Source organism: Kitasatospora sp. NPDC101235 (assembly GCF_044767505.1).
Classification (GTDB): domain Bacteria; phylum Actinomycetota; class Actinomycetes; order Streptomycetales; family Streptomycetaceae; genus Kitasatospora.
The window spans coordinates 3281-24981 of sequence record NZ_JBIWNZ010000035.1 but is presented as its reverse complement, the minus strand read 5'-3'; the positions used below and the strand labels follow the sequence as shown (position 1 = coordinate 24981).

Sequence of the window (21701 nt, the reverse complement as noted above, 5' to 3'; positions counted from 1 at the left end):
GGGGCCGTCCCTGCTGGTCGGGGCCGGCTGGCAGGATGGGGGAATGCAGCTCACCGGACTCCACGTCTACCCCGTCAAGTCGATGTACCGCCTGAGCCCGGACACCGCCGTGGTCCAACCCTGGGGCCTGGCCGGAGACCGCCGCTGGATGCTCGCCGACGTGACCGGACGCTTCGTCAGCCAGCGCGAGGACCCGGCCCTCGGACAGATCCGGGCCGGACTGCTGCCCGACGGCGTCCTCACCCTGACCGCCCCCGACGGCTCCCGGATCGAGGTCCCCGCCCCCGCCGTCGCGGCCGGCGACCCGCTCGCCGACGTCGAGGTCTGGGGCACCCGCTTCCGCGCCGCGGAGGCCGCCAAGGAGGCGCACCAGTGGATCGCCGAGCACCTCGGCGACTACCGCCTCGTGCACCTGGACGACCCGCACGCCCGGCCGGTCGACCCCGAGTACGGCGAGCCCGACGACACCGTCTCGATGGCCGACGGCTTCCCGCTGCTGCTCACCACCACCGCCTCGCTCGACCGGCTCAACGAGCTGATCGCCGCCGAGGACCCGGACGGCCACGAAACCCTGCCGATGGAGCGCTTCCGCCCGAACGTGGTGGTCGGCGGCGCCGAACCGTGGGCCGAGGACACCTGGCGCCGGATCCGGATCTGCTCGGTCACCTTCAAGGTGGTCAAGCCCTGTGGCCGCTGCGTGATCACCACCACCGACCAGGAGACCGGCGAGCGGCGCGGCAAGGAGCCGCTGCGCACCCTGGCCCGGCACCACCGGCTGCTGCGCAAGGCCGCGTTCGGGCAGAACCTGATTCCCGAACGGCCGGCCGGCGTCGAGGGCGACGCGCTCGGCACGCTGCGGCTGGGCGACGAGGTCGAGGTGCTGGAGGGCGGGGCGCACTGGCCCGCCGACGGGCGCTGAGCGTTTGAGCGGGAAGCACCGGGCACCTTCTCCGGGAGGGCGAGCCGCACCTGGTCCGGCTTCTGCCGGAGGGCCGGCCGACCGCCCGTACCGACCCGCCCACCGCCGACCACCCGCGCCGGACGGCGGGCTCGCAGGCCCGCCGACCGGCGCCGGGCGCACGCTGCACTCCGGAACCGGCGCGTCCCGGACGGAACCACCGCTGTGCGCGCTCGTTGAAACAAGTGGTCGGAACCTGTGGCGGCGCTGAGCGCTACCGGTGTCCGCGCGACCGCGGGCGGCCGGACCACCCACGTGGGCGCGCTACGGTGGGCGGGCGGCCCGCGCACCCCCGCGCGTTCGGCCCGTTGATCGCCGGCTCGACGAAGGTGGGGACGACAGACCGTCATGGCTGAGCACAGGGTCCGGGTCACCCAGGACAGCGCATCCCGCTGGCGTCGCCGCGCGGGCGAGTACGACACGCTCACAGAGGCCCTGGCGGCCGCCGAACCGGGCGACACCGTGACCGTCCGGCCGGGCACCTTCCGGGAGAACGTGCTGCTGGACAAGCCGGTGACGATCGTCCCGGCCCAGGGCCCGGGAACGGTCCGGATCGACCCGCCCTCCGGGGTGGCGCTCACCGTGACCGCCGCCGCAACGGTGCGCGACCTGGTGGTCGAGGGCGGCGACAGCTCCACCCCGGCCGTCCTGGTCACCGGGCCGGAGGCGACACCCGCCTTCAGCGGTTGCCGGATCGAGACCCGCTCGGCCACCGGGATCGAGATCACCGGCGGCGCCCGACCGACCCTGCGCGGCTGCGTGGTCACCAACCCGGGCGGGCTCGGGCTGCGGCTGCGCGGCGCGGACACCGCCGCCGCCTTCGAGGACTGCGAGGTCGCCGCCGCAGGCCAGGCCGGACTGGCTGTCCTCGGCGGCGCCACCGCGGCCCTGGACCGCTGCCGTGTCCACCACGCCTCCGGCGCCGGCGTCCTGCTCTCCGACCCCGGCAGCGCGGCCGAGCTGACCGGCTGCGAGATCTACGAGATCCGCGGCAGCGGCGTGCAGGCCGAGGCCCAGGCGGGCGGGCGGCTGGTCGACTGCGAGATCCACCGCGTCACCGGCAACGGTCTGACCCTGGACGGCGAGGCCGAGCTGGTGCTCACCGGCTGCCGGGTGCACGACCTGCCAGAGAACGGCGCCGACCTGCGCGGACGCGCCCGGCTGAGCCTCGCGCACAGCACCGTCCGGGACTTCGGGCGCGGGGCGCTGTCGGTCTGGGACCAGGGCACCGAGGCCGTCGCCGAGTCCTGCCAGATCCACGGCTCGACCGGCGAGTACCCGGCCCTGTGGGTCAGCGACGGCGCCCGGCTGACCCTCACCGACTGCTCGCTGCACGACCTGCCGGACGCCCTGTTCGTCCTCGACCGGAACTCCGCCGCCACCGCCGAGGGCTGCTCGTTCAGCCGGATCCGCAGCTCGGCGGTCTCGGTCAGCGGCGGGGCCAGCGTCTCCCTGGCCTCCTGCCGGGTGCAGGAGGCGGGCACCGGGCTCTGGTTCCGCGACCACGGCAGCAGCGGACTGCTCACCGACTGCGAGATCGCCGACGTGGCCACCGGCGTGATCGTCACCAAGGGCGCCGACCCGGTGCTGCGCGACTGCACCGTACGGGCCAGCACGGACGCCGGGGTGTACGTCTCGGCGCAGGGGCGAGGCACCTTCGAGGACTGCCGGGTCTCGCAGGGCAAGGGCTTCGGCTTCCACATCATCGACGGCTGCCGGACCCAGCTCATCCGGTGCCGGGCGGAGCACAACCAGCGGGCCGGTTTCGAGTTCTCCGAGCCGGGTCCGGTCACGGAGGGGTGCACCTCGGACGACGTCGGGGCCGCTCCGGTGCCGGCCGTTCCCGCCGCCCCTGGTGGCGGGGCGGGGCCCGCGCCCGGATCGGGGCCCGCGTCCGGACGCGGCCCGGGGCTGGGGCCGCCGTTCGGTTCCACCGACGTACCGGCACCGCGGACGGCCCAACTGAGCGCCGCTGCCCAGGCCTTGGCACCGTCCGCGGCCACCTCGGCGGCGATCGCGCCGATCCCGGACTGCCGGCCGGCCGAGGAGGCGCTCGCCGAGCTGGACTCGCTGGTCGGGCTGGCCACGGTGAAGCAGGAGGTGCGCACGCTGATCGACCTGATCTCGGTCGGCCGGCGCCGCCGCCAGGCCGGGCTCAAGGCGCCCTCGCTGCGCCGGCACCTGGTCTTCACCGGCGCACCGGGCACCGGCAAGACCACCGTCGCCCGCCTCTACGGCGAGATCCTCGCCTCGCTCGGGGTGCTCCAGCGCGGGCACCTGGTCGAGGTGGCCCGGGTGGACCTCGTCGGCGAGCACATCGGTTCCACCGCGATCCGCACCGCGGCCGCCTTCGACCGGGCGCGTGGCGGGGTGCTCTTCATCGACGAGGCGTACGCGCTCGCGCCCGAGGACGGGGCACGGGACTTCGGACGCGAGGCGATCGACACCCTGGTCAAGCTGATGGAGGACCACCGGGACGAGGTGGTCGTCATCGCGGCGGGCTACACCGCCGAGATGGAGCGCTTCCTGTCCGCCAACCCCGGTGTCTCGTCCCGCTTCTCACGCACCATCGGCTTCCCCGACTACACGGCGGACGAGCTGCTGGAGATCGCCCGGGCGCAGTGCGCCGAACACGAGTACGCGCTCTGCGACGAGACGGAGAAGGCGCTGCTGGAGCACTTCGGCGGGCTGGAGCGCGGCCCCAACTTCGGTAACGGGCGCACCGCGCGGCAGGTCTTCGAGACCATGGTCGAGCGGCACGCGGTACGGGTCGCCCACCTCGCGGATCCGTCCACGGAGGAGCTCCAGCTGCTCGTCCCGACCGACCTGCCGGCGGCGCCGCTGCCGTAGGGCGAGCGGCAGGGGAACTCGTCGGCTGCGCCGGTCCGTTGGGCAGGCATGGGTGTGCTGCTGACGGGCGCGGCGGGCGGGTTGCTGCTGCCGGCCGGACTGGTCGTGGCGTTCTTCCTCGGCGCGGTGGCGCGGCGGCTGCGCGCCCGGCCGACGGCGGGGCCGGGTGCGGGGCGCGGCGCGGCGCGCGGCGCGGGTGCGACCGCGACGGAGGAGCTGCACGCGCTGCTCTACCCGAGCAAGCGGGTGCAGCTGGAACAGCGGCGGGTCGAGCTGGTGTTGCGGGACGACGAGCACGATGGTGCGCCGAAGCGCACGGGGATCGACCTCGCGGGCGGGCGGGCGGTGATCCGGCGAGGTGGCGACTGACGGCTGACGGCTGACGGCTGACGGCTGACGGCGAAGAGATGACGGCGAACAGCTGACAGATAACAGAGTCTGAAATCTGTCATCTGTCAGCTGTTATCTGTCAGCCGTCAGCCGCCCCCTGACAGCCTCCCACCCGGTCAGCCCGTCCAGGCGCCGCCGGCCAGGAAGGACTCCAGCGCCGCCCGGTAGGGCGCGATGTCGATCCGCTCGCCCGCCAGCCAGTCGTCCGAGTAGTACTTGTCCAGGTAGCGGTCCCCCGGGTCGCAGATCAGGCCGACCACGCTGCCCGTCCGCCCTGCTGCCCGCATCTCGGCGACGATCCGCAGCGCGCTCCAGAGGCCCGTCCCGGTGGAGGCCCCCGCCTTCTTGCCGAGCACCTGCTCCAACACCCGCACGGCGGCGATCGACGCGGCGTCCGGCACCTTCATCATCCGGTCGATCGCCCCCGGGACGAAGCTCGGCTCCATCCGCGGCCGTCCGATGCCCTCGATCCGCGAGCCGCTCTCGCAGACGGCGTCCGGGTCGTGGCGCACCCAGCCGTCGAAGAAGCAGGAGTTCTCCGGGTCCGCGACGCAGATCCGGGTGTCGTGCTGCATGTAGTGTACGTACCGGGCGATGGTCGCCGAGGTGCCGCCGGTGCCGGCGGTGGCCACGATCCAGGCGGGCTCGGGGTGCGGCTCCAGGCACAGCTGGGCGAAGACCGACTCGGCGATGTTGTTGTTGCCGCGCCAGTCGGTGGCCCGCTCGGCGTAGGTGAACTGGTCCATGTAGTGCCCGCCGGTCTCCTCGGCGAGCCGGGCGGAGGCCTCGTACACCTCGTCCGAACGATCGACCAGGTGACACTCGCCGCCGTGGAACTGGATCAGGTCGATCTTGGCCTGGCTGGTGCTCTTGGCCATCACGGCGATGAACGGCACGCCGATGAGCTGGGCGAAGTACGCCTCGGAGACGGCCGTGGAGCCGCTGGAGGCCTCGATCACCGGCTTGCCGGGCCGGATCCAGCCGTTGCAGAGCCCGTAGAGGAAGAGCGAGCGGGCCAGGCGGTGCTTCAGCGAGCCGGTCGGGTGGGTGGACTCGTCCTTGAGGTAGAGGTCGATCCCCCACTCCGCGGGCAGCGGAAAGCGCAGCAGGTGGGTGTCGGCGGACCGGTTGGCGTCGGCCTGGACCTTGCGCACCGCTTCCTTGAGCCAGGCGCGGTACTCGGGGTCCGAGCGGTCGATGTCGACGGTCGGCTCGGTGCCGGGCTGGGTGCTCATTGGTCGCTCTGTCTCCCTCGTGGTGACCCCCCACTGCTCACTACGAGTGTATGAGAGTCACGATAAGTAACCGTTTTCGAGGGGCCAGCTTCCCCTTATCGCTTCAGTGCAGAACGGGCACCGACTGCGGATCCGCCAGGTACGGCCCCCAGCCCAGCTCGGCCGCACCCGCGAGCGCGCTGTGCGCCAGTTCCGCGCCGACGATCGGCACCCGGCCGCTGCGCCCCCACAGGCTGCGCTCCGCGACCACCGACCGCAGCCGGTCGGGCGCCGCCTCCAGCAGGTGGAGGTGCAGCCCGCTGAGGACCACCCGGTCGGGGTTGAGGATGTTGGCGACGCCCGCCAGGCCGAGCCCGAGCCGGTCGATGACGTGCTCCACCGCCGCCCGCGCCCGGTCGTCCGTCGCAGCCGCCCGGCACAGCTCGCGCGCCTGGTCGAGCAGCGGCCGCCCCGGCTCCGGGGCGAGTCCGGCGGCGGCGAACAGCGCGTCGGGGTCGGTCTCGGAGTTGAGGCAGCCCCGGTTGCCGCACATGCACGGCCGGCCCTGCGGGTCGACGGTGAGGTGCCCGACCTCCAGGGCGAGCCCGGCACTGCCGGTGTGCAGGTGGCCGTCGACGACCAGCGCGCCACCGACGCCGCGGTGGCCGGAGGTGACGAAGAGCAGGTGGCGGGCGCCGCGGCCGGCGCCGTGCCGGTACTCGGCGAGCGCGGCCAGGTTGGCGTCGTTGGCGATCACGGTGGGAAGCGGGCGCAGCGCGTTCGGACCGTGGTCGGCGCGGCCGACCTCGACGTCGTACAGGTCGGCGACCGGGGTGCCGCTGGGCCAGGCGAAGTGCAGCGCGGCAAGGGCGGTGCCGTCCGGCTCGGTGACCGGGTTGGGCAGCGCGAGCGCGGCACCCAGGCAGCGGCGGTCGGTCGCACGGGCCAGCTCGGCGCCGGCCACGGCTACGGCGCGCAGCATCCGGACCGGGTCGGTGGCGGCGGGCAGCGGCAGGTGGACGGGCGGGTCGAGCAGCCCGCCGAGGCCGGCCAGGGTGACGCTCAGCCCGTCGGCGTGGATCTGCCCGGCGACCACGACCGGGCCCTGCGGGTCGATCGCGAGCCGGTGCGAGGGGCGGCCGCGGCCACCACCGGCCGGGCGCGAGTCGACGGTGATCAGGCCGAGCGCCTCCAGTTCGGCCGTGACCGCGCCGGCGGTGGCCCGGGTGACGTCCAGTGCGCGGGTGAGCGCCGAGCGGGTCGGCGTCTGGCCGGTGTGGATCAGGGAGAGCGCGGGGCCGAGCAGCGTCCGGCCCCGGTCGGGAGCCGCGCGGCGGTGACTGTCGCGCTGCGCGTCGGAGTCGTTCCCGGTACCGGGCCTCGGGCTTGATGGTGAGAGCTGCACACCCCTATTGTGACTTTGTGTCGCTTCGAAACAAAATCGGTTCACGCACTCCACCGGACGATCCCTCCTCCCAGTCTCGCAGCACACCCCCGGTCACCGACAGCCCCTGGGGTCCTGCACGTGTCGCCCTCACCGCGTTCTTCGCCATCGACGGCTTCCTCTTCGCCGCCTGGGTCGTCCGCATCCCGGACATCCGCAGTCAGGTCAGCGCCTCGCACAGCGCCCTCGGGCTCGCCCTGCTCTGCCTATCCATCGGCGCCGTCCTCACCATGCCGATGGTCGGCCGGCTCTGCCTGCGGTACGGCTCGCGGCCGGTGACCGTCGGCTCGCTCGCCCTGCTCAGCCTCGCCGTGCTGCTGCCCGCGCACGCCCACTCGGTCACCGCGCTCGGCGGGGTGCTGCTGCTGTTCGGCGCGGGGTACGGCGGGGCCAACGTCGCGATGAACAGCGCCGCCGTCGACCTGGTCGCGCAGCTGCGACGGCCCGTGATGCCCAGCTTCCACGCCGGGTACAGCTTCGGCGGGCTGGCCGGCACCGGCGTCAGCGGACTGCTCGCCGGCCCGCTGAGCACCGCATGGGCACTCGCGCTCAGCGCCGTGCTGGGCATGACCGTCACCCTCGGCGCGGGCATCGTCCTGCTGCGCAGCCCGGCGGCGGCACCGGTCGCTCCGGGCCGTACGGGCCGCACGGCGGAACCGTCCGACAGCGCCGGGGCGAACCCGGGCTCGGTACGTACGCACACCCGGCTGCTCGTCCTGCTGCTCGGCCTCACGGCGCTCTGCACCGCGTACGGCGAGGGCGCGATCGCAGACTGGACCACGCTCCACCTCACCGACGACGTCCATGCGAGCTCCGTGGTCGCAGCCACCGGCTACGGGGCGTACGCGTTCGCGATGGCCGGCGGGCGGGTCGGCGGCACCTGGCTGTCCATCAGGCTCGGCCAGACCCGGCTGATGCTGCTGGGCGGGCTGACGGCCGCGGTCGGCATGCTGATCGCCGCCCTGGCCCCGGCGGTGCCGGTGGCGATCTGCGGGTTCGTGCTGGTCGGCCTCGGCCTGGCCAACCTCTTCCCGCTCGCCATCGCCCGGGCCGGCGCGGCGGGCGGGCCACAGGGCGTCGCGTTCGCCTCCTCGCTCGGCTACGGGGGGATGCTGATCGGCCCGGTGGTGATCGGCTTCCTCGCCGACGCGGCCGGACTGCCACTGGCCCTCACCACGGTCGCGGTCGCAGCCACGGTGGCGGCGCTCCTGCCACTCTCGGTCGGGCGGCGGGTGACGGACGACCGGTGACGGCTGACGACTGACGGATAACAGATGACAGATGTTGAAATCTGTCATCTGTCATCTGTCAGCCGCCATGTGACAGGATGCGGGGCCATGACGACCAGCGAACGCTTCCAGGTACTGCGGGCGAGCGAGCGCCCGGCGACGGCGTGGCTCAACGGGGGCGGGGTGACCAGGGAGGTCGCCGGGTTCCCGGCCGGAGCCGGGCTGGACGCCTTCGACTGGCGGGTGAGCCTCGCGGACGTCGCCTCGGCCGGACCGTTCTCCCCGTTCCCCGGGATCGACCGGGTGATCACCCTGGTCGAAGGCGCAGGGATGGCACTCACCGTCGACGGCACCGAGCGGCTGGTCGACGCACCGTTCCTGCCGTTCGCCTTCTCCGGCGATGCCACCACCGACTGTCGGCTGGTGGCCGGCCCGGTGGTGGACTTCAACGTGATGACGCGCCGCGGACGGGTCGAGGCCACCGTGGACCTGGCCACCGTGGCCACCACGATCGACCTCCCCGACGGGAACACCGCCCTTCTGGTCTGCCTCGCCGGCGCGGCCGCCGTCGACGGCGTCGAACTCGCCCGCTACGACGCCGCACTGCTCGACGCCCCGGGCGCGTACGAGCTGCACCCGAACAGCACCACCGCCGTCGTCACCTTCCGCACCGCGCCCTGACAGCCGGCGGACCGACGCACCGGCAGGCCTACGCACCGACGCACCGCCGAAGGACGGTGCGCCCGACTCTCGGACCAGCCCGGCGGTCCGACGCGCCCCGCCGGCATCCCTCGGATCACCGCCGCGATCGCCGCGATCGCCACCGCCGCCGCCCGCACCGCCGAACAGGCCTCCCCCACGGGGCAGTTCAGGCCGTTCGCCGGCGCACGGCGCCGGTGCTCCCGGTGCGGTGCACTGGCGCCGACGTCAGCTCTGCTCCCCCGGCAGCCGCAGGTCCCAGCCGACCAGTGCTCGCAACTGCTCGGCGGTCACGCCGTCCGGCACCGGCTGCGGAGCCTCGTGGCGCAGCGGCGGCTGCCAGCCCTCCTCCTCGGTCCAGCGGCGCACCACCTTGGCCGGCGCCCCGGCGACCACGCTGTGGTCCGGCACCTCGCCACGCACGGCGGCCCCCGCCGCGACCACCACGTTCCGGCCGATCCGCGCGCCCGGCAGGATCACCGCGCCGGTGCCGATCCAGCTGCCCGCGCCGATCTCCACCGGCTCGTTGCGCGGCCACTGCTTGCCGATCGGCAGTTCGGTGTCCCGGTACTCGTGGGCCTGGTCGCTGATGTACACGCCCGGGCCGGTCCACACATCGTCGCCGATCACGATCGACTGGTGGCCGACGATGTGGCTGTCCCGGCCGATCACGCAGCCGCCGCCGATCCGCACGATCGGTTCCGGCCCGAGGTCGAGCCCGGGCAGGAAGCCGGCGCTGATGGTGACCCGCTCGCCGATGATCGAGAACGGCCCGATGGTGATCCACTGCTCGTTGAACACCGCCCCGAGCGGGAAGCTGAGGGTCGTACCGTCCCCCAGCTCGCCGAACCGGTACGGGCCGGGGTTGCGGTTGCTGACCGCGCCGGTCCGCTGAACCCAGCGCCAGCCCCGGTGGACGAGAAGTCCGGCAGCGCGGCGGCCACCAGCCCGGACGGCGGAGACGAGGGAACGGGTTATCGGCATGCGCTCACGTTACCGGCCCGTAGCATCCGCCCGTCCGTCGGGAGGCCGACATCACACCCGCCACATCCGCCCCGGCCCGCCGCCGCGGACGGGCGCCCGCCCGCGACCGCGCACAGCGGCATCTGCCCGGCCCCTGCACCATCCGACCGACCATCGGAGCGCCGTCCCACCCCGGCTGGATCTCCCGGCCCAAACCGGACCGCACCGGACCGACCCGAACCGGACCGCACCGGACCGACCCGAACCGGACCGCACCGGACCGCCCCAAGGAGTGTCCGAAATCCGCGACCGGCGGCCGACCGCGATGGAAGACTCCACCCCATGGAGATCACCGAGCACATCGACGCGCTGCGTCGCGAGGGCAACCGGCTCGCCGAGGCCGCAGCCCGTACCGAGCTGTCCGCCCCCGTACCGACCTGCCCGGAGTGGCAACTGGTGGACCTGCTGCGACACATCGGTTACGTCCACCGCTGGGCCGCCACCATCCTCTCGCAGGGCCTGCGGGCACCGCTGGACGAGACGGGCGCGCAGGCCGCCGTCGGGCCGCTGCCCTCGGACGCCGCACTGCTCGACTGGTACCGCGAGGGCCACACCGCCCTGGTGGGCGCGCTCACCGCAGCGCCCGCCGACGTCGAGTGCTGGAGCTTCCTGCCCTCGCCCAGCCCGCTGGCGTTCTGGGCCCGGCGCCAGGCGCACGAGACCGCCGTCCACCGCCATGACGCCGACGCGGCCGCCGGGATGCCCGGCCCGGCCGTGGACACCGCGCTGGCCCTGGACGGCATCGACGAACTGGTGAGCGGCTTCATGACCCGCGGCCGGTCCACGCTGCGCAGCGACCGACCGCGCACTCTCCAGGTCCGGGCCACCGACGGCGCAGACTCCGGCACCGGTTCCGGCGCCGACTCCAGCACCGGCACCGGTTCCTGGCGACTGACGATCACCCAGGAGCCGCTGACCGTCACCACCGGCGAGAGCCCCGAGCCGGCCGACCTGACCCTCGCCGGTCCCGCCCGCGAGCTCTACCTGCTGCTGTGGAACCGGCTGCCCTCCGGGCGGGCCCGGGACGTCGTCGCGACCGGCGACCGGGACCTGCTCGACCTCTGGCACGACGCGGCGGCGCTCCGCTGATCGCGACGCCGGCGAAGTGTCGTGACGTCGATGACGCTCGCGACGCCCGGGGGCGGCGACGCCCCCGGGCGAGCGAGCACGACGCCCGGGAACCCCGGCGTCAGCGCACCCAGCGCGCGGGCCGCTTCTCCAGGAACGACCGCATCCCCTCCTGCGCCTCCGCCGAACCGAAGAGCCGCGCCGACAGCTCCACCAGCTCGTCCGCGTCCCGTTCGAAGGAGCGCACCACCTCGGCGTTGGCCAGCCGCTTCGACTCCGCCAGGCCCTGCGGGGAGCCCAGGCGCAGCGCGTCCAGCAGGCCCTTCAGCACCACGCCGGTGGACTCGGCGGAGTCGGTGGCGCTGGTGATCAGCCCGATCCGGGCGGCCTCGGCGGCGTCGAAGACCTCGCCGGTGAGGTAGTAGCGGGAGGCGCCGCGCGGGTCCAGCTTCGGGCGCAGCGGCAGCGAGATGACGGCGGGCGCGAGACCGAGCCGCACCTCGGTGAAGGCGAAGGTCGAGGCCGGTCCGGCGACGGCGAGGTCCGCCGCGCCGACCAGGCCGAGACCGCCGGCCCGGACGTGCCCGTCGATGACGGCGATCACCGGCTTGGCACAGTCCACGATCGCCCGCTGGAGCTCGACCAGGCCGCGCGGGCCGACCGTCGGGTCCGCGCCGGTCGCCTCGGAGAGGTCCGCGCCCGCGCAGAACACCTTGCCGGTGTGCCCGAGCACCACCGCGCGGACCTCCGGGTCGGCCGCGGCGGAGGCCAGCCCGGCGTGCAGCTCGGCCATCAGCCGGGTGGAGAGCGCGTTGCGGTTGTGCGGCGAGTCGAGGGTGAGCGTGGTGACGGCGTCGGCGGTGCTGACGTGGACGAGGGGCGCTGCACTGGTCATCGGCGAGGCCTGCCTTCGGGCTGAGGGTGGGTCGGGCTGCGGGTGCGGTCCGGGGGTGCCCGGACGACGCCCGGTCGACTCTGGCACGCCCACCCGCCCCTCGGCCAGAGCCGACCGGCCCGGCGGCGGCCTCCCCATGCTCGCCAGTGGTACAGACCTGTTGACGCATTGGTCCAGTCCTCCTACAGTTCCCATGCCGCACCTCCCCACGGTGCAGGCATCGATCGCACACGGATCAATGGATCAACCAAGGTTCTACGTCACCCTGTTCACCCCCACAGCCACAGGGAGAACCATGTCCGCTCGATCCCGGGCCGGGCGCCCGCGCGTGCGCAGCAGACTGCTGGCACTGCTCTCCGTCCTGCTCCTGCCCCTCGCCGCGCTCACCGCGCTGGCCGCCCCGGCGAACGCCGCCGGAAGGCTCACCGCCACCTTCACCACCGCCGACAACGGCTCCTGGTGGCAGGGCACCTACGTCGTCCACAACGACAACGCGACCGCGGTGAGCGGCTGGACCCTGGAGTTCGACCTCCCGGCCGGCGTCACCATCGGCAACAGCTACAACGGCACCGCCGCCGTCAGCGGCCGGCACGTCACCGCCACGGCCGCGTTCTACAACTCCACCGTCAACGCCCACAGCACCACCGAGCCGTACAGCTTCTGGTTCGTCGGCAACGGCCCGGTCTCCACCCCGCTCAACTGCCGCATCAACGGCGACAAGTGCGACGGCAGCGCGGACGTCCCGCCGTCCGCACCGGGCACCCCGACGGTCGCCGAGTCCACCGCGCACACGCTCGCCCTGAGCTGGCCGGCCGCCAGCGGCGGCGACTTCCCGGTCGCCTCCTACGACGTGCTGAGCGGCAGCACCGTGCTCGCCTCCAGCCCGTCCACCAGCGTCCTGGTCACCGGCCTCACCCCGGCCACCTCGTACACCCTGACCGTCCGGGCCAAGGACAGCCGAGGCAACACCGGTTCGCTCAGCGCGTCCGTCACCGCGTCCACCTTCGACCCGTCCACCGACACCTCGCCGCCCACGGCACCGGCCAACCTCCGGGCAACGGCGGTCAGTTCGACGGACGTGAAGCTCGCCTGGAACGCCGCCACCGACAACGTCCGGGTCGCCGCGTACGACGTGTACCAGGGCAACACCCTGGCGACCACGGTCACCGGCGGCACGCTCGGCGCAACCGTCGGCAGTCTCTCACCGTCCACCACCTACACGTTCACCGTGAAGGCCCGGGACGCCGCCGACAACGCCTCGCCCGCCTCCGCACCGCTCACCGTGACCACCTCGGACCTGGTCGGCGCCGGGAAGTACGCCCGGGTCGGCTACTTCGTCCAGTGGGGCATCTACGGCCGCCAGTACTTCGTCAAGAACCTGGACACCTCCGGCGCCGCCGCCAAGCTCGACGTCGTCAACTACGCCTTCGAGAACATCGATCCGGTCAACCTGACCTGCATGGCGGGCGTCACCAAGGGCACCACCGGCAACCCTGAGGACCCGGACCAGGGCACCGGCGCCGGTGACGCCGACGCGGACTACGGCCGGGCGATGAGCGCCGACCAGTCGGTGGACGGCGTGGCCGACGACGGCTGGGGCAAACTCCGGGGCAACTTCAACCAGTTGAAGAAGCTCAAGGCCAAGTACCCGAACCTGAAGGTGGTCGTCTCGCTCGGCGGCTGGACCTACTCCAAGTACTTCTCCGACGCCGCCGCCACCGACGCGTCCCGCCAGAAGTTCGTCAAGTCCTGCATCGACACCTGGATCAAGGGCAACCTGCCGGTCTACAACGGTGCCGGCGGCGACGGCGTGGCGGCGGGCATCTTCGACGGCATCGACCTCGACTGGGAGTGGCCCGGCTCCGGCGACGGCCACCCGGGCAACCACTGGAGCGCCAACGACAAGGACAACCTGACCCTGCTGCTGGCCGAATTCCGCAAGCAGCTGGACGCGTTGGGCGGCTCGCACAAGCTGCTCACCGCCTTCACCCCGGCCGACCCGGCGAAGGTCGCCGTCGGCTGGGACCTCTCGAAGATCTTCAGCTCGCTGGACATCGCCAACGTCCAGGGCTACGACTTCCACGGCTCGGGCAGCGACAACTCCTGGGAGCCGAACCGCACCGGCCACGCCTCCAACCTCTTCCAGGACCCGAACGACCCCTACAACACCCACTTCAGCGTGGACACGGCCGTCCAGACGTACCTGAACGCCGGGGTCAACCCGCGCAAGCTGACCATCGGCTTCCCGTTCTACGGGCGCGGCTGGCAGAGCGTCGCGGACGGCGGCGCGAACGGCGCCTGGCAGTCCGCGAACGGCGCCGCACCGGGCCAGTTCACCGACGAGGCCGGCACCCGCGGGTACAACAACCTGATCACCAGCCTCTCCGGCCTCAAGGTCTACCACGACCCCAAGTCCGTTGCGACGTACGGCTACACGGGATCCGGCGGCCAGTGGTGGACCTTCGACGACGCCTGGTCGATCTCACAGAAGACGGCCTACCTCAAGTCGAAGAACCTGCTCGGCGGCATGATCTGGGAGATGTCCGGCGACACCCCGTCCGGCACCCTGATGTCCGCGCTGGACACCGGGCTCAGGTAGTCCGCACGACCCGGCCCTGGGATCACCCAGGCCGCACGGCCCGACCCGGGGCTCACGTGACCGGCGCCACCACGGAAACGGGGCCGGCGCCCCTCCCCGCACCGGGGAGGGGCGCCGGCCCCGCGTCACGACGTCCGCCCTACCGCGAGGCCATCGCCGTCAGCCGCCGCGCGGCCCGGTACTGCCGCAGCACCTGGGAGAAGGAGGTCTGCCCCTGGGTGGTCCGGGCGAAGGCCCGCCAGGCCGCCGGCACCAGGCAGACCGCTGCGTGGAACAGGTACGGCCGCCGCTCGAAGGCGCCCAGCAGCTGCTTGCCCGCGCGCATCTCCACGCCCAGCCCGGCCTTGACCGCGAACGCGTAGTTCAGCGCCTCGCGCCGCACCGCCGCCGCGTTGCCCGCCTCGGCGACCTTCACCGCCCACTCGCCGGCCAGCCGGCCCGAGCGCAGCGCGTACGAGATGCCCTCGCGGGTCCACGGTTCCAGCAGTCCGGCCGCGTCCCCGGCGACCAGCACCCGGCCGCGGGAGAGCGGCGAGTCCTCGGCCCGGCAGCGGGTCAGGTGCCCGGACTCGACCCTGGGGGTGAACCCGGACAGGCCCAGCCGGCGGATGTAGTCGGCGAGGTACTGCTTGGTGCGCTCGCCGTCGCCGCGCGCCGAGATGACGCCGACGGTCAGGCTGCTGGTCTCGGTCTTCGGGAACACCCAGCCGTAGCTGCCGGGCAGCGGGCCCCAGTCGAGGTGGATCCGGCCCGCCCAGTCCGCGGCGACCTGCGCCGGCACCGGGATCTCCGCCTCCAGGCCGAGGTCGATCTGGTCGAAGGTGACGCCGACGTGCCGGCCGATCCGGCTCGCGCTGCCGTCCGCGCCGACCACCGCACGGGCCTCGAAGGTACGCCCGTCGGCCGCCGTCACCAGCGCCGTCCGGTGCTCGCCGCCGCGCTGCTCGACGCCGGTGACGGTCACTCCGGTGACCAGCACCGCCCCGGCCTGCTTGGCCGCCTGCACCAGGCGCAGGTCGAACTCGTCCCGGTTGACCAGGCCGAACAGCATCCGCTTGGACCGCCGGGTGCGGGTGTACTTCCCGTCGTAGGCGAAGGTGACGGCGTGCACCCGGTCCTGCAGCGGCAGCCGGAAGCCCGGCGGCAGGCTGTCCCGGGAGGGGCCGATGATGCCACCGCCGCAGGTCTTGTACCGCGGGTGTTCGGCCTTGTCGAGCAGCAGCACCCGGCGGCCCTGGGCCGCGGCGGCGTACGCGGCCGAGGAACCCGCCGGTCCGGCGCCGACCACCACGACGTCCCAGACGCCGTCCGGCGGCGCCGCCGCGTCGTCGATCGGACCGCCCTCGGCCGGGCTGTCGAGCGGGCTGCGGGAATCGGAGCTTCCGGAGTCAGTCACGTCGAGCAATCCTATGCGTCCGACCGCTCCGGTCGAGCGCGCCGCCCCCGCACCGGCCGCCCGACCCGTCCGGGTCCGCGCCACACCCTCGGAGCTCCCCGTTCCACTCCGCCTATGATCGGCACTACCGCAAGCCGTCTCCTCCGCCCGCACCACCTCGAGGGCGGACCGTCCCCTCGGAGCCCCGATGTCACAGCCCCTGGCCGACGCCGTCCGGTCCCTGATGGACCGTGCCCGCACCGACCTCGCCGAGCTGGTCGCCTTCCCGTCGGTCGCCGATCCGCGCCAGTTCCCGGTCGAGGAGTGCGAGAAGGCCGCGCGCTGGGTCGCCGACGCCTTCGCCGCCGAGGGCCTGACCAACATCCGGCTGCTGGACACCCCGGACGGCACCCAGTCCGTCTACGGCGAGCTGCCCGGCCCCGAGGGCGCGCCGACCGTCCTTCTCTACTCCCACTACGACGTCCAGCCCCCGCTGGACGAGGACGCCTGGCTCAGCCCCGCCTTCGAGCTGACCGAGCGCGACGGCCGCTGGTACGGGCGCGGCGCTGCCGACTGCAAGGGCAACATCCTGATGCACCTGACCGCCCTGCGGGCGCTGCGTCAGGTCCACGGCGACGCCTACCCGGTCGGCCTGAAGATCATCGTCGAAGGCTCCGAGGAGCAGGGCACCGGCGGTCTGGAGCGCTACGCCGAGGCCCACCCCGAGCTGCTCGCCGCCGATGCCATCATCATCGGCGACACCGGCAACTTCGCCCCCGGCCTGCCCACCGTCACCACCTCGCTGCGCGGCATGACGGTCGTCGAGGCCACGGTCACCACGCTGGCCGGCAACCTGCACTCCGGCGCCTTCGGCGGCGCCGCCCCGGACGCGCTCCAGTCCCTGGTCCGGATGCTGGCCTCGCTGCACGACGAGAACGGCGACGTCGCGGTGGCCGGCCTGACGGCCGACCAGACCTGGACCGGCGTGCAGTACCCCGAGGAGCAGTTCCGCGCCGACGCCAAGGTGCTCGACGGCGTCGCCCTCACCGGCACCGGCACCATCGCCGACCGCCTCTGGGCCCGCCCGGCCGTCACCGTCCTCGGCATCGACGCCCCGCCGGTGATCGGCGCCACCTCCTCCGTCCAGGCCACCGCCAAGGCCCTGATCAGCCTGCGCGTCGCGCCGGGCACGGACGCGGGCGCCGCCCAGGACGCTCTGGTCGCCCACCTGGAGGCGCAGGTCCCGCTCGGCGCCCGGCTCACCGTCCAGCGCCAGGGCAGCGGCGCGCCGTTCCGTGCCGACACCAGCGGCCCGGCGTACGAGGCCATGGGCGAGGCGATGGCCGAGGCCTTCGGCACCGCGATGGTCGCCTCCGGCGAGGGCGGCTCGATCCCGCTCTGCAACACGCTGCGCTCGCTCTACCCCCAGGCCGAGATCGTGCTGATCGGCGTCGAGGAGCCGACCACCCAGATCCACGCGGTCAACGAGAGCGTCGACCCGCAGGAGCTGGAGCGGATGGCCCTCACCGAGGCGCTGTTCCTCCGCCGCTACGCCGAACTGCGCTCCGTCTGACGGACGTTCGAGGCGACGTCCCGAGGGGTCTCCCGAAGGGCGTCCGGCCGCCCGCCGCGCAACCGGCGGGCGGCCGCCAGCACCGCCGCGTAGCCGACCGCGCCCACCGCGAGCCCGGCCCCGGCGCCGAAGCAGACCTCCGGCACCAGGTTCCGCCGCAGCGGGCTGAGCCGGTACAGCACCCCGGCCGCCGTCGCCGCGCCCAGCGCCGCGACGGCGGCCCGCCGGGCCCGGGGCACGAGCCGCACGGCCGGCCGCACCGGCTCGACGGCCCGCACCGCACGCGCCGCCCAACCGCCCAGCGCCGCCAGGGCGAGCGCCGAACTGCCGTACTGCAGCGCCTCGTACAGCGGGACCCCGGCCACCGGCCGGTCCAGTACGGGCAGCAGCCGCACCCCCAGCCGGTCCCCGTGGGTGAACGCGTCCCAGCCCACGTGGGTGGCCGCGCCGATCGCCGCCGAGGCCGCGAACCACGCTGCGCCGCCATCGGCCCGCGCAGCAGCCCGTGCCAGCCGGCCACCAGCACGCCGGCGATCGCCACGTCCAGCGTCGGCACCGCCCACCAGCGGTGCGTCAGCCCGCCGTGGCCGTACACCCCGGGCAACAGGGACTCGGCGAAGAACGGCACGTCCGGCGCCATCGACCCGGCGACCAGCGCCGACGCCACCAGCGGCCCGCGCGCCCCGGTGGCGCGCAGCAGGGGCAGGACGGCGGCGGGATGGCTCAGCGTGAACGGCATGCCTCCATCCTCCCGCCGGCGGCCGCGGCGCCGCGCACCGGGAGGCCCCCACGAGCCGCTGCGCAGCCGTACCGGCCGCCCCGGCCCCGCACCGCCCCTGCCCCGCGCCGACCGGCCGCTACGCCGCGTCCGCCGCGCTCGCCAGCCCGACGGCCACCCGGCTCCCCGCCTCCAGGTACCGCAGCTCGCCGCTCCGCCGCGCGTCCAGCGCGGCCGCCAGCCGCCGGTAGCGCCCCGGGGGCAGCAGTTCGCCGGCCTCCTCCAGGGTGACGAAGCGCCAGCTGCGCAGCTCCTCCTGCTGGAGCAGCAGGTTCTGCCGGCCCTCCGCGTTCAGCAGGCCGCCGTCGTACATCAGCCGCAGGCCGCCGCGGCGAGGACCGGTGCGCGGTTCCCAGTCGACGGCGAGCAGGCGCAGCGTGGACGGGTCCAGGCGCAGGCCCAGTTCCTCGGCGGTCTCACGCAGGGCTGCGTCGGTGGGGGCCTCGCCGCGTTCGACCACGCCGCCGGGGAAGTCCCAGTCGGGCTTGTAGACGGGGTCGACCAGCAGCACGCGGTCCTGCTCGTCGAAGAACAGGACGGCGGAGGCCACGGTGTCCCCGGTCGGGTCCGGGGTCTGGACGATCGGGCAGCGGGCGGCGCCGACCCGGACCAGCTCGGCGATCCGGTGCGCGGTCTCCCGGGGGGAGAGCTCGCTGGTGTCGATCAGCCGGGCGTCGCCGACCAGCCAGCGGCGGGCGGCGCGGTAGCGCGGCAGGTGTTCGAGGCACCAGTCGCGGACCCGCTCGCTGCCCTCCGGATCGCCGGGACACTCCTCGCGGTGGGCTATGCGGTCACGCAGGATCGTTTCTTCAGGGTCCAGCACGAAGTGGTGCACCGCGATCCCGTGCGAGGCGAGGTCGCCGAAGATCTCGTCCCGGTAGTCCTCTCTGAGCAGGGTCATCGGGACCACCAGCGGGCCCCCGACCTCACCGAGCAGCGCCGCCGCCGTCTCGGGGACGAGCCGGCGCCAGGCCGCCAGGTCCTGGAAGTCGGACACCGTCGCCAGCCGGTCGGCCGGGAGCATCCGGCGCAGGCCGAAGCCCACCAGCTCGGGATCGAAGAGCACGCTCCCGGGCAGCAGTTCCACCAGCTCGCGGCAGGCGCTCGTCTTGCCCGCCCCGAATGTGCCATTGACCCAGACGATCACAACGTCCCCTGCCCTCGACTTCCCCCGATGCCGTTCGCACCGGGCAGCGCCCCCGTCAGCCGAACCAGCGCCACCCGTGGTGGTACCCGCGCCATGCCGCTCCCCATGCCTCCCCGACGCGCCCGCCCGCACGCCCCGGCCTGCCCCGTGACAGCAGCATGTGCCCAGGTCAGGCACCCGTGCACAGAAATATGCAGACCGGTCTACATCAAAATTGCACCCCTTCACCACTGCTAGGGCACAGGGCGCCCGATGGGTCGACCTGCCATGCACGCCCCGCTCGTGCGCTCCGCACGCCCGCGTGCACGCTCCGTGCGCACTCTGCGCTCCCCGTCACCGATCGTCACCGCCCGCCTGCTTGCGCCGCCCGCGCCCCGCCGCGTACAGAGGAACGATGAAGCTGCTCCCCGTCGGCCGCGTGGTCGTCATCGGCTCAGTGAACACCGACCACATCCTCCGCTGCCCCGTGCTCCCCTCCCCCGGCGAGACCGTCCTCGCCAGCGCCGCCACCCGGGGCTTCGGCGGCAAGGGGGCCAACCAGGCGGTGGCGGCGGCCCGGATGGGGGCAGCGGCGCACCTGGTCGCCAAGGTCGGGCGGGACGCCGAGGGCGAGGCGGCACGTGCCGATCTGCACGGCGCGCAGGTCGAGACGGGCGCCGTTCTCACCCACCCGGACGCGCCCACCGGTCAGGCGATCGTCATGGTCGACCCGTCCGGCGAGAACAGCATCGTCGTCGTCCCCGGCGCCAATGCCCACCTCACCCCGGAGGAGGTCACGACCGCGCTCACCCGCCTCCGCCTGCTCCCCGTCGACGTGGTCCTGACCAGCAACGAGATCCCCGAGGAGTGCATCCGCGCGACCGCCGCCGCCCTGCCCGCCGCAGGCCGCTCGGGCGGCACCCGCTGGCTGCACAACGCCGCCCCCGCCGGCACCCTGCCGGCAGCCGGCCCCACCGGACGCCGCCCGCTGGTCGTCGCGAACGCCGTCGAGGCCCGCCAGCTCACCGGTGCCGCCGACGTCACCGGGGCCGCCCGGGCCCTGGCCGGGCGCGCCGAAGGCGCCGTGGTCACCCTCGGCGGCGAGGGCGCGCTGGTCGTCGTGGACGGAACACCGGTCCGCCTGCCCGCCCCCGCCGTCCGGGTGGTCGACACCACCGGTGCCGGCGACGTCTTCTGCGGCGCCCTCGCCGCCGGACTCGCCCGCGGCGCCGGACTGCCCGACGCCGCCGCCACCGCCGTCGCCGCCGGGGCCTTCGCCGTCACCGGCCTCGGTGCCCGCGGCGCGCTGCCCCGCCCGACGGACCTCTGACCGCATGTCGGGAGCCACCGGAGCCCGCCCGCACGGCGCCGGTCGGGGGCCGCGGGCGGACCCGGCGCCCCCGACCGGCGGACGACGGCCCCGCTACGGGCGCCCCATGTACATGGGGTAGTAGCCCTTGCTGATCGTCGAGATCCGGACGTTGGTCCCGGGCCGCGCGGCCTCGACGTACTTGTTGTCGCCCAGGTAGATCGCCACGTGCTGGATGCCCCGGGCGGTCCCGTTCGGCGACCAGAACAGCAGGTCCCCACGGCGCAGCTGGCTCGCCTTGATCGGTGTGGTCGCCGCGTACTGGTCGTTGGCCACGCGCGGCAGCGAGATCCCGCCGCGCCGGAAGGACTGCTGCACCAGGCCCGAGCAGTCGTAGCCGTCCGGCCCGTTGCCGGCCCGGAGGAACGGTTTGCCCACCTGGGAGAGGGCGAACTGCACGGCGGCCTCGACGTCCCGGTTCACCGCGACCGAGTCGTCGGCGTGGCCCGAGCCCGCGGACCCCGACGAGGAGGGGGCGCGCCCGGTGCGCTCCAGGTAGACGTCGTAGTGCGAGGTCCAGCGCCATTCGCCCTTGCTGTTGCGGAACCAGTAGCGGGAGCCGTCCCAGCCCTCCTTGATCCCGCCGGAGGACCCGGTGGTGGCCTTCGCGGCGGACGGCGAGCCGCCCCCGGTGCGGGCCGCGTACACGCTGTAGTGCGAGGTCCAGCGCCACTGCCCCTGGCTGTTCTTGAACCAGTACCGCGAGCCGTCCCACCCGGCGTGCGCCGGGGCGGTCTCGGCGGCCGCGGGGCTGACGCCGGTGCCGAGGCCGATCACGCCGGCACCGGTCGCGATCACGGCCACCATGCCCATCCCCCGACGGAGCCGTGCGGTGCGGGACGGACGGGAGGTGCGGGCGGTGGCGGAGTCCTGCTGCCCGGTCGGTTCGCCGGCGGCCGCCGGCGAACCGGTGTTGACGGTGGTCATCGTGCTGACTTCCTTCACTGCTGCGGATTGCCGTGGCCGACCGAGGCCGGCCCTGCTGGTCGGCAGAGCCTCCACCCGGCATGGGGGGGGGGGGGGGGGGGGGGCGGGCGGCGCCCCCCCGGGGGGGGGGGGGGGGGGGGCCCCCCCGCGCCGGGCGCCCCGGGGGGTCGGGAGAGCGGCGGGG

General features: G+C 74.1%; 16 protein-coding genes and 1 pseudogene. 9 read left to right on the top strand and 8 right to left on the bottom strand.

The window, feature by feature from the left end; translation table 11 throughout:
- The first annotated feature begins 43 nt into the window (after positions 1 to 43).
- The 3 genes from ACIRRH_RS37525 to ACIRRH_RS37515 all read left to right on the top strand — a co-directional run bounded on the left by ACIRRH_RS37525 (position 44) and on the right by ACIRRH_RS37515 (position 4177).
- On the top strand, positions 44 to 919 hold the full coding sequence (locus ACIRRH_RS37525) for an MOSC domain-containing protein (RefSeq protein ID WP_403076659.1): 876 nt from the start codon (positions 44 to 46) through the stop codon (positions 917 to 919).
- A gap of 387 nt (positions 920 to 1306) precedes the next feature.
- Positions 1307 to 3808 carry a right-handed parallel beta-helix repeat-containing protein gene (locus ACIRRH_RS37520; RefSeq protein ID WP_403076657.1) on the top strand — a complete coding sequence of 834 codons (2502 nt, stop codon included), beginning with the start codon at positions 1307 to 1309 and terminating at the stop codon, positions 3806 to 3808.
- A gap of 48 nt (positions 3809 to 3856) precedes the next feature.
- Positions 3857 to 4177: a DUF6191 domain-containing protein gene (locus ACIRRH_RS37515; RefSeq protein ID WP_403076655.1), complete on the top strand. Its 321-nt coding sequence runs from the start codon at positions 3857 to 3859 to the stop codon at positions 4175 to 4177.
- 137 nt (positions 4178 to 4314) lie between these two features.
- Here the strand turns inward: ACIRRH_RS37515 and ACIRRH_RS37510 are convergent, their stop codons facing one another.
- Positions 4315 to 5433, bottom strand: coding sequence for a PLP-dependent cysteine synthase family protein (locus ACIRRH_RS37510; protein WP_403076653.1), 1119 nt, complete (start codon positions 5431 to 5433; stop codon positions 4315 to 4317).
- A 103-nt stretch (positions 5434 to 5536) separates the two neighbouring features.
- Positions 5537 to 6817, bottom strand: coding sequence for an ROK family protein (locus ACIRRH_RS37505; RefSeq protein WP_403076652.1), 1281 nt, complete (start codon positions 6815 to 6817; stop codon positions 5537 to 5539).
- 17 nt (positions 6818 to 6834) lie between these two features.
- On the opposite strand from ACIRRH_RS37505, the gene ACIRRH_RS37500 reads away from it, so the two are divergent.
- Both ACIRRH_RS37500 and ACIRRH_RS37495 read left to right on the top strand, forming a co-directional pair.
- A complete protein-coding gene (locus tag ACIRRH_RS37500; RefSeq protein WP_403076650.1) occupies positions 6835 to 8106 on the top strand; it encodes an MFS transporter in 1272 nt (423 codons plus the stop codon).
- Between the two features lie 87 nt (positions 8107 to 8193).
- Positions 8194 to 8766, top strand: coding sequence for a HutD family protein (locus ACIRRH_RS37495; protein ID WP_403076648.1), 573 nt, complete (start codon positions 8194 to 8196; stop codon positions 8764 to 8766).
- Positions 8767 to 9012: 246 nt separating this feature from the next.
- Here ACIRRH_RS37495 and ACIRRH_RS37490 read toward each other — a convergent pair whose 3' ends face one another.
- Complete coding sequence (locus tag ACIRRH_RS37490) at positions 9013 to 9768, bottom strand: acyltransferase (protein WP_403076646.1); 756 nt, start codon at positions 9766 to 9768, stop codon at positions 9013 to 9015.
- A 321-nt stretch (positions 9769 to 10089) separates the two neighbouring features.
- On the opposite strand from ACIRRH_RS37490, the gene ACIRRH_RS37485 reads away from it, so the two are divergent.
- Positions 10090 to 10896, top strand: a complete 807-nt coding sequence (locus tag ACIRRH_RS37485; protein ID WP_403076643.1) for a maleylpyruvate isomerase family mycothiol-dependent enzyme — start codon at positions 10090 to 10092, stop codon at positions 10894 to 10896.
- 100 nt (positions 10897 to 10996) lie between these two features.
- Here the strand turns inward: ACIRRH_RS37485 and ACIRRH_RS37480 are convergent, their stop codons facing one another.
- On the bottom strand, positions 10997 to 11770 hold the full coding sequence (locus ACIRRH_RS37480; protein WP_403076640.1) for an enoyl-CoA hydratase family protein: 774 nt from the start codon (positions 11768 to 11770) through the stop codon (positions 10997 to 10999).
- A gap of 295 nt (positions 11771 to 12065) precedes the next feature.
- Here ACIRRH_RS37480 and ACIRRH_RS37475 point away from each other — a divergent pair, with 295 nt between their 5' ends.
- On the top strand, positions 12066 to 14369 hold the full coding sequence (locus ACIRRH_RS37475) for a glycosyl hydrolase family 18 protein (protein ID WP_403076637.1): 2304 nt from the start codon (positions 12066 to 12068) through the stop codon (positions 14367 to 14369).
- Positions 14370 to 14508: 139 nt separating this feature from the next.
- Here ACIRRH_RS37475 and ACIRRH_RS37470 read toward each other — a convergent pair whose 3' ends face one another.
- Entirely contained in the window at positions 14509 to 15765 is a 1257-nt protein-coding gene (locus ACIRRH_RS37470; RefSeq protein ID WP_403076634.1) for a geranylgeranyl reductase family protein, read from the bottom strand.
- Between the two features lie 187 nt (positions 15766 to 15952).
- Between ACIRRH_RS37470 and ACIRRH_RS37465 the strand changes: the two genes are divergently transcribed.
- A complete protein-coding gene (locus ACIRRH_RS37465) occupies positions 15953 to 17317 on the top strand; it encodes a dipeptidase (protein WP_403076632.1) in 1365 nt (454 codons plus the stop codon).
- Here the strand turns inward: ACIRRH_RS37465 and ACIRRH_RS37460 are convergent.
- Both ACIRRH_RS37460 and ACIRRH_RS37455 read right to left on the bottom strand, forming a co-directional pair.
- Positions 17293 to 18056: pseudogene (locus ACIRRH_RS37460) on the bottom strand (DUF4184 family protein). The gene ACIRRH_RS37465 and the pseudogene ACIRRH_RS37460 overlap by 25 nt on opposite strands.
- Positions 18057 to 18174: 118 nt before the next feature.
- Positions 18175 to 19242 (bottom strand): NUDIX domain-containing protein, encoded by a 1068-nt coding sequence (locus ACIRRH_RS37455; RefSeq protein ID WP_403076629.1) that lies wholly within the window; start codon positions 19240 to 19242, stop codon positions 18175 to 18177.
- A gap of 394 nt (positions 19243 to 19636) precedes the next feature.
- Between ACIRRH_RS37455 and ACIRRH_RS37450 the strand changes: the two genes are divergently transcribed.
- Positions 19637 to 20551, top strand: coding sequence for a PfkB family carbohydrate kinase (locus ACIRRH_RS37450; RefSeq protein WP_403076626.1), 915 nt, complete (start codon positions 19637 to 19639; stop codon positions 20549 to 20551).
- Between the two features lie 93 nt (positions 20552 to 20644).
- Here the strand turns inward: ACIRRH_RS37450 and ACIRRH_RS37445 are convergent, their stop codons facing one another.
- Positions 20645 to 21517: a C40 family peptidase gene (locus ACIRRH_RS37445; RefSeq protein WP_403076624.1), complete on the bottom strand. Its 873-nt coding sequence runs from the start codon at positions 21515 to 21517 to the stop codon at positions 20645 to 20647.
- Between the last annotated feature and the right edge of the window lie 184 nt (positions 21518 to 21701).

Bases quoted from the DNA above. Each gene is read 5' to 3' on its own strand.
- ACIRRH_RS37490 (WP_403076646.1), bottom strand. From the start codon at position 9,768: ATGCCGATAACCCGTTCCCTCGTCTCCGCCGTCCGGGCTGGTGGCCGC.
- ACIRRH_RS37465 (WP_403076632.1), top strand. From the start codon at position 15,953: ATGTCACAGCCCCTGGCCGACGCCGTCCGGTCCCTGATGGACCGTGCC.
- ACIRRH_RS37480 (WP_403076640.1), bottom strand. From the start codon at position 11,770: ATGACCAGTGCAGCGCCCCTCGTCCACGTCAGCACCGCCGACGCCGTC.
- ACIRRH_RS37445 (WP_403076624.1), bottom strand. From the start codon at position 21,517: ATGACCACCGTCAACACCGGTTCGCCGGCGGCCGCCGGCGAACCGACC.
- ACIRRH_RS37510 (WP_403076653.1), bottom strand. From the start codon at position 5,433: ATGAGCACCCAGCCCGGCACCGAGCCGACCGTCGACATCGACCGCTCG.
- ACIRRH_RS37525 (WP_403076659.1), top strand. From the start codon at position 44: ATGCAGCTCACCGGACTCCACGTCTACCCCGTCAAGTCGATGTACCGC.
- ACIRRH_RS37475 (WP_403076637.1), top strand. From the start codon at position 12,066: ATGTCCGCTCGATCCCGGGCCGGGCGCCCGCGCGTGCGCAGCAGACTG.
- ACIRRH_RS37495 (WP_403076648.1), top strand. From the start codon at position 8,194: ATGACGACCAGCGAACGCTTCCAGGTACTGCGGGCGAGCGAGCGCCCG.
- ACIRRH_RS37450 (WP_403076626.1), top strand. From the start codon at position 19,637: ATGAAGCTGCTCCCCGTCGGCCGCGTGGTCGTCATCGGCTCAGTGAAC.
- ACIRRH_RS37515 (WP_403076655.1), top strand. From the start codon at position 3,857: ATGGGTGTGCTGCTGACGGGCGCGGCGGGCGGGTTGCTGCTGCCGGCC.
- ACIRRH_RS37520 (WP_403076657.1), top strand. From the start codon at position 1,307: ATGGCTGAGCACAGGGTCCGGGTCACCCAGGACAGCGCATCCCGCTGG.
- ACIRRH_RS37485 (WP_403076643.1), top strand. From the start codon at position 10,090: ATGGAGATCACCGAGCACATCGACGCGCTGCGTCGCGAGGGCAACCGG.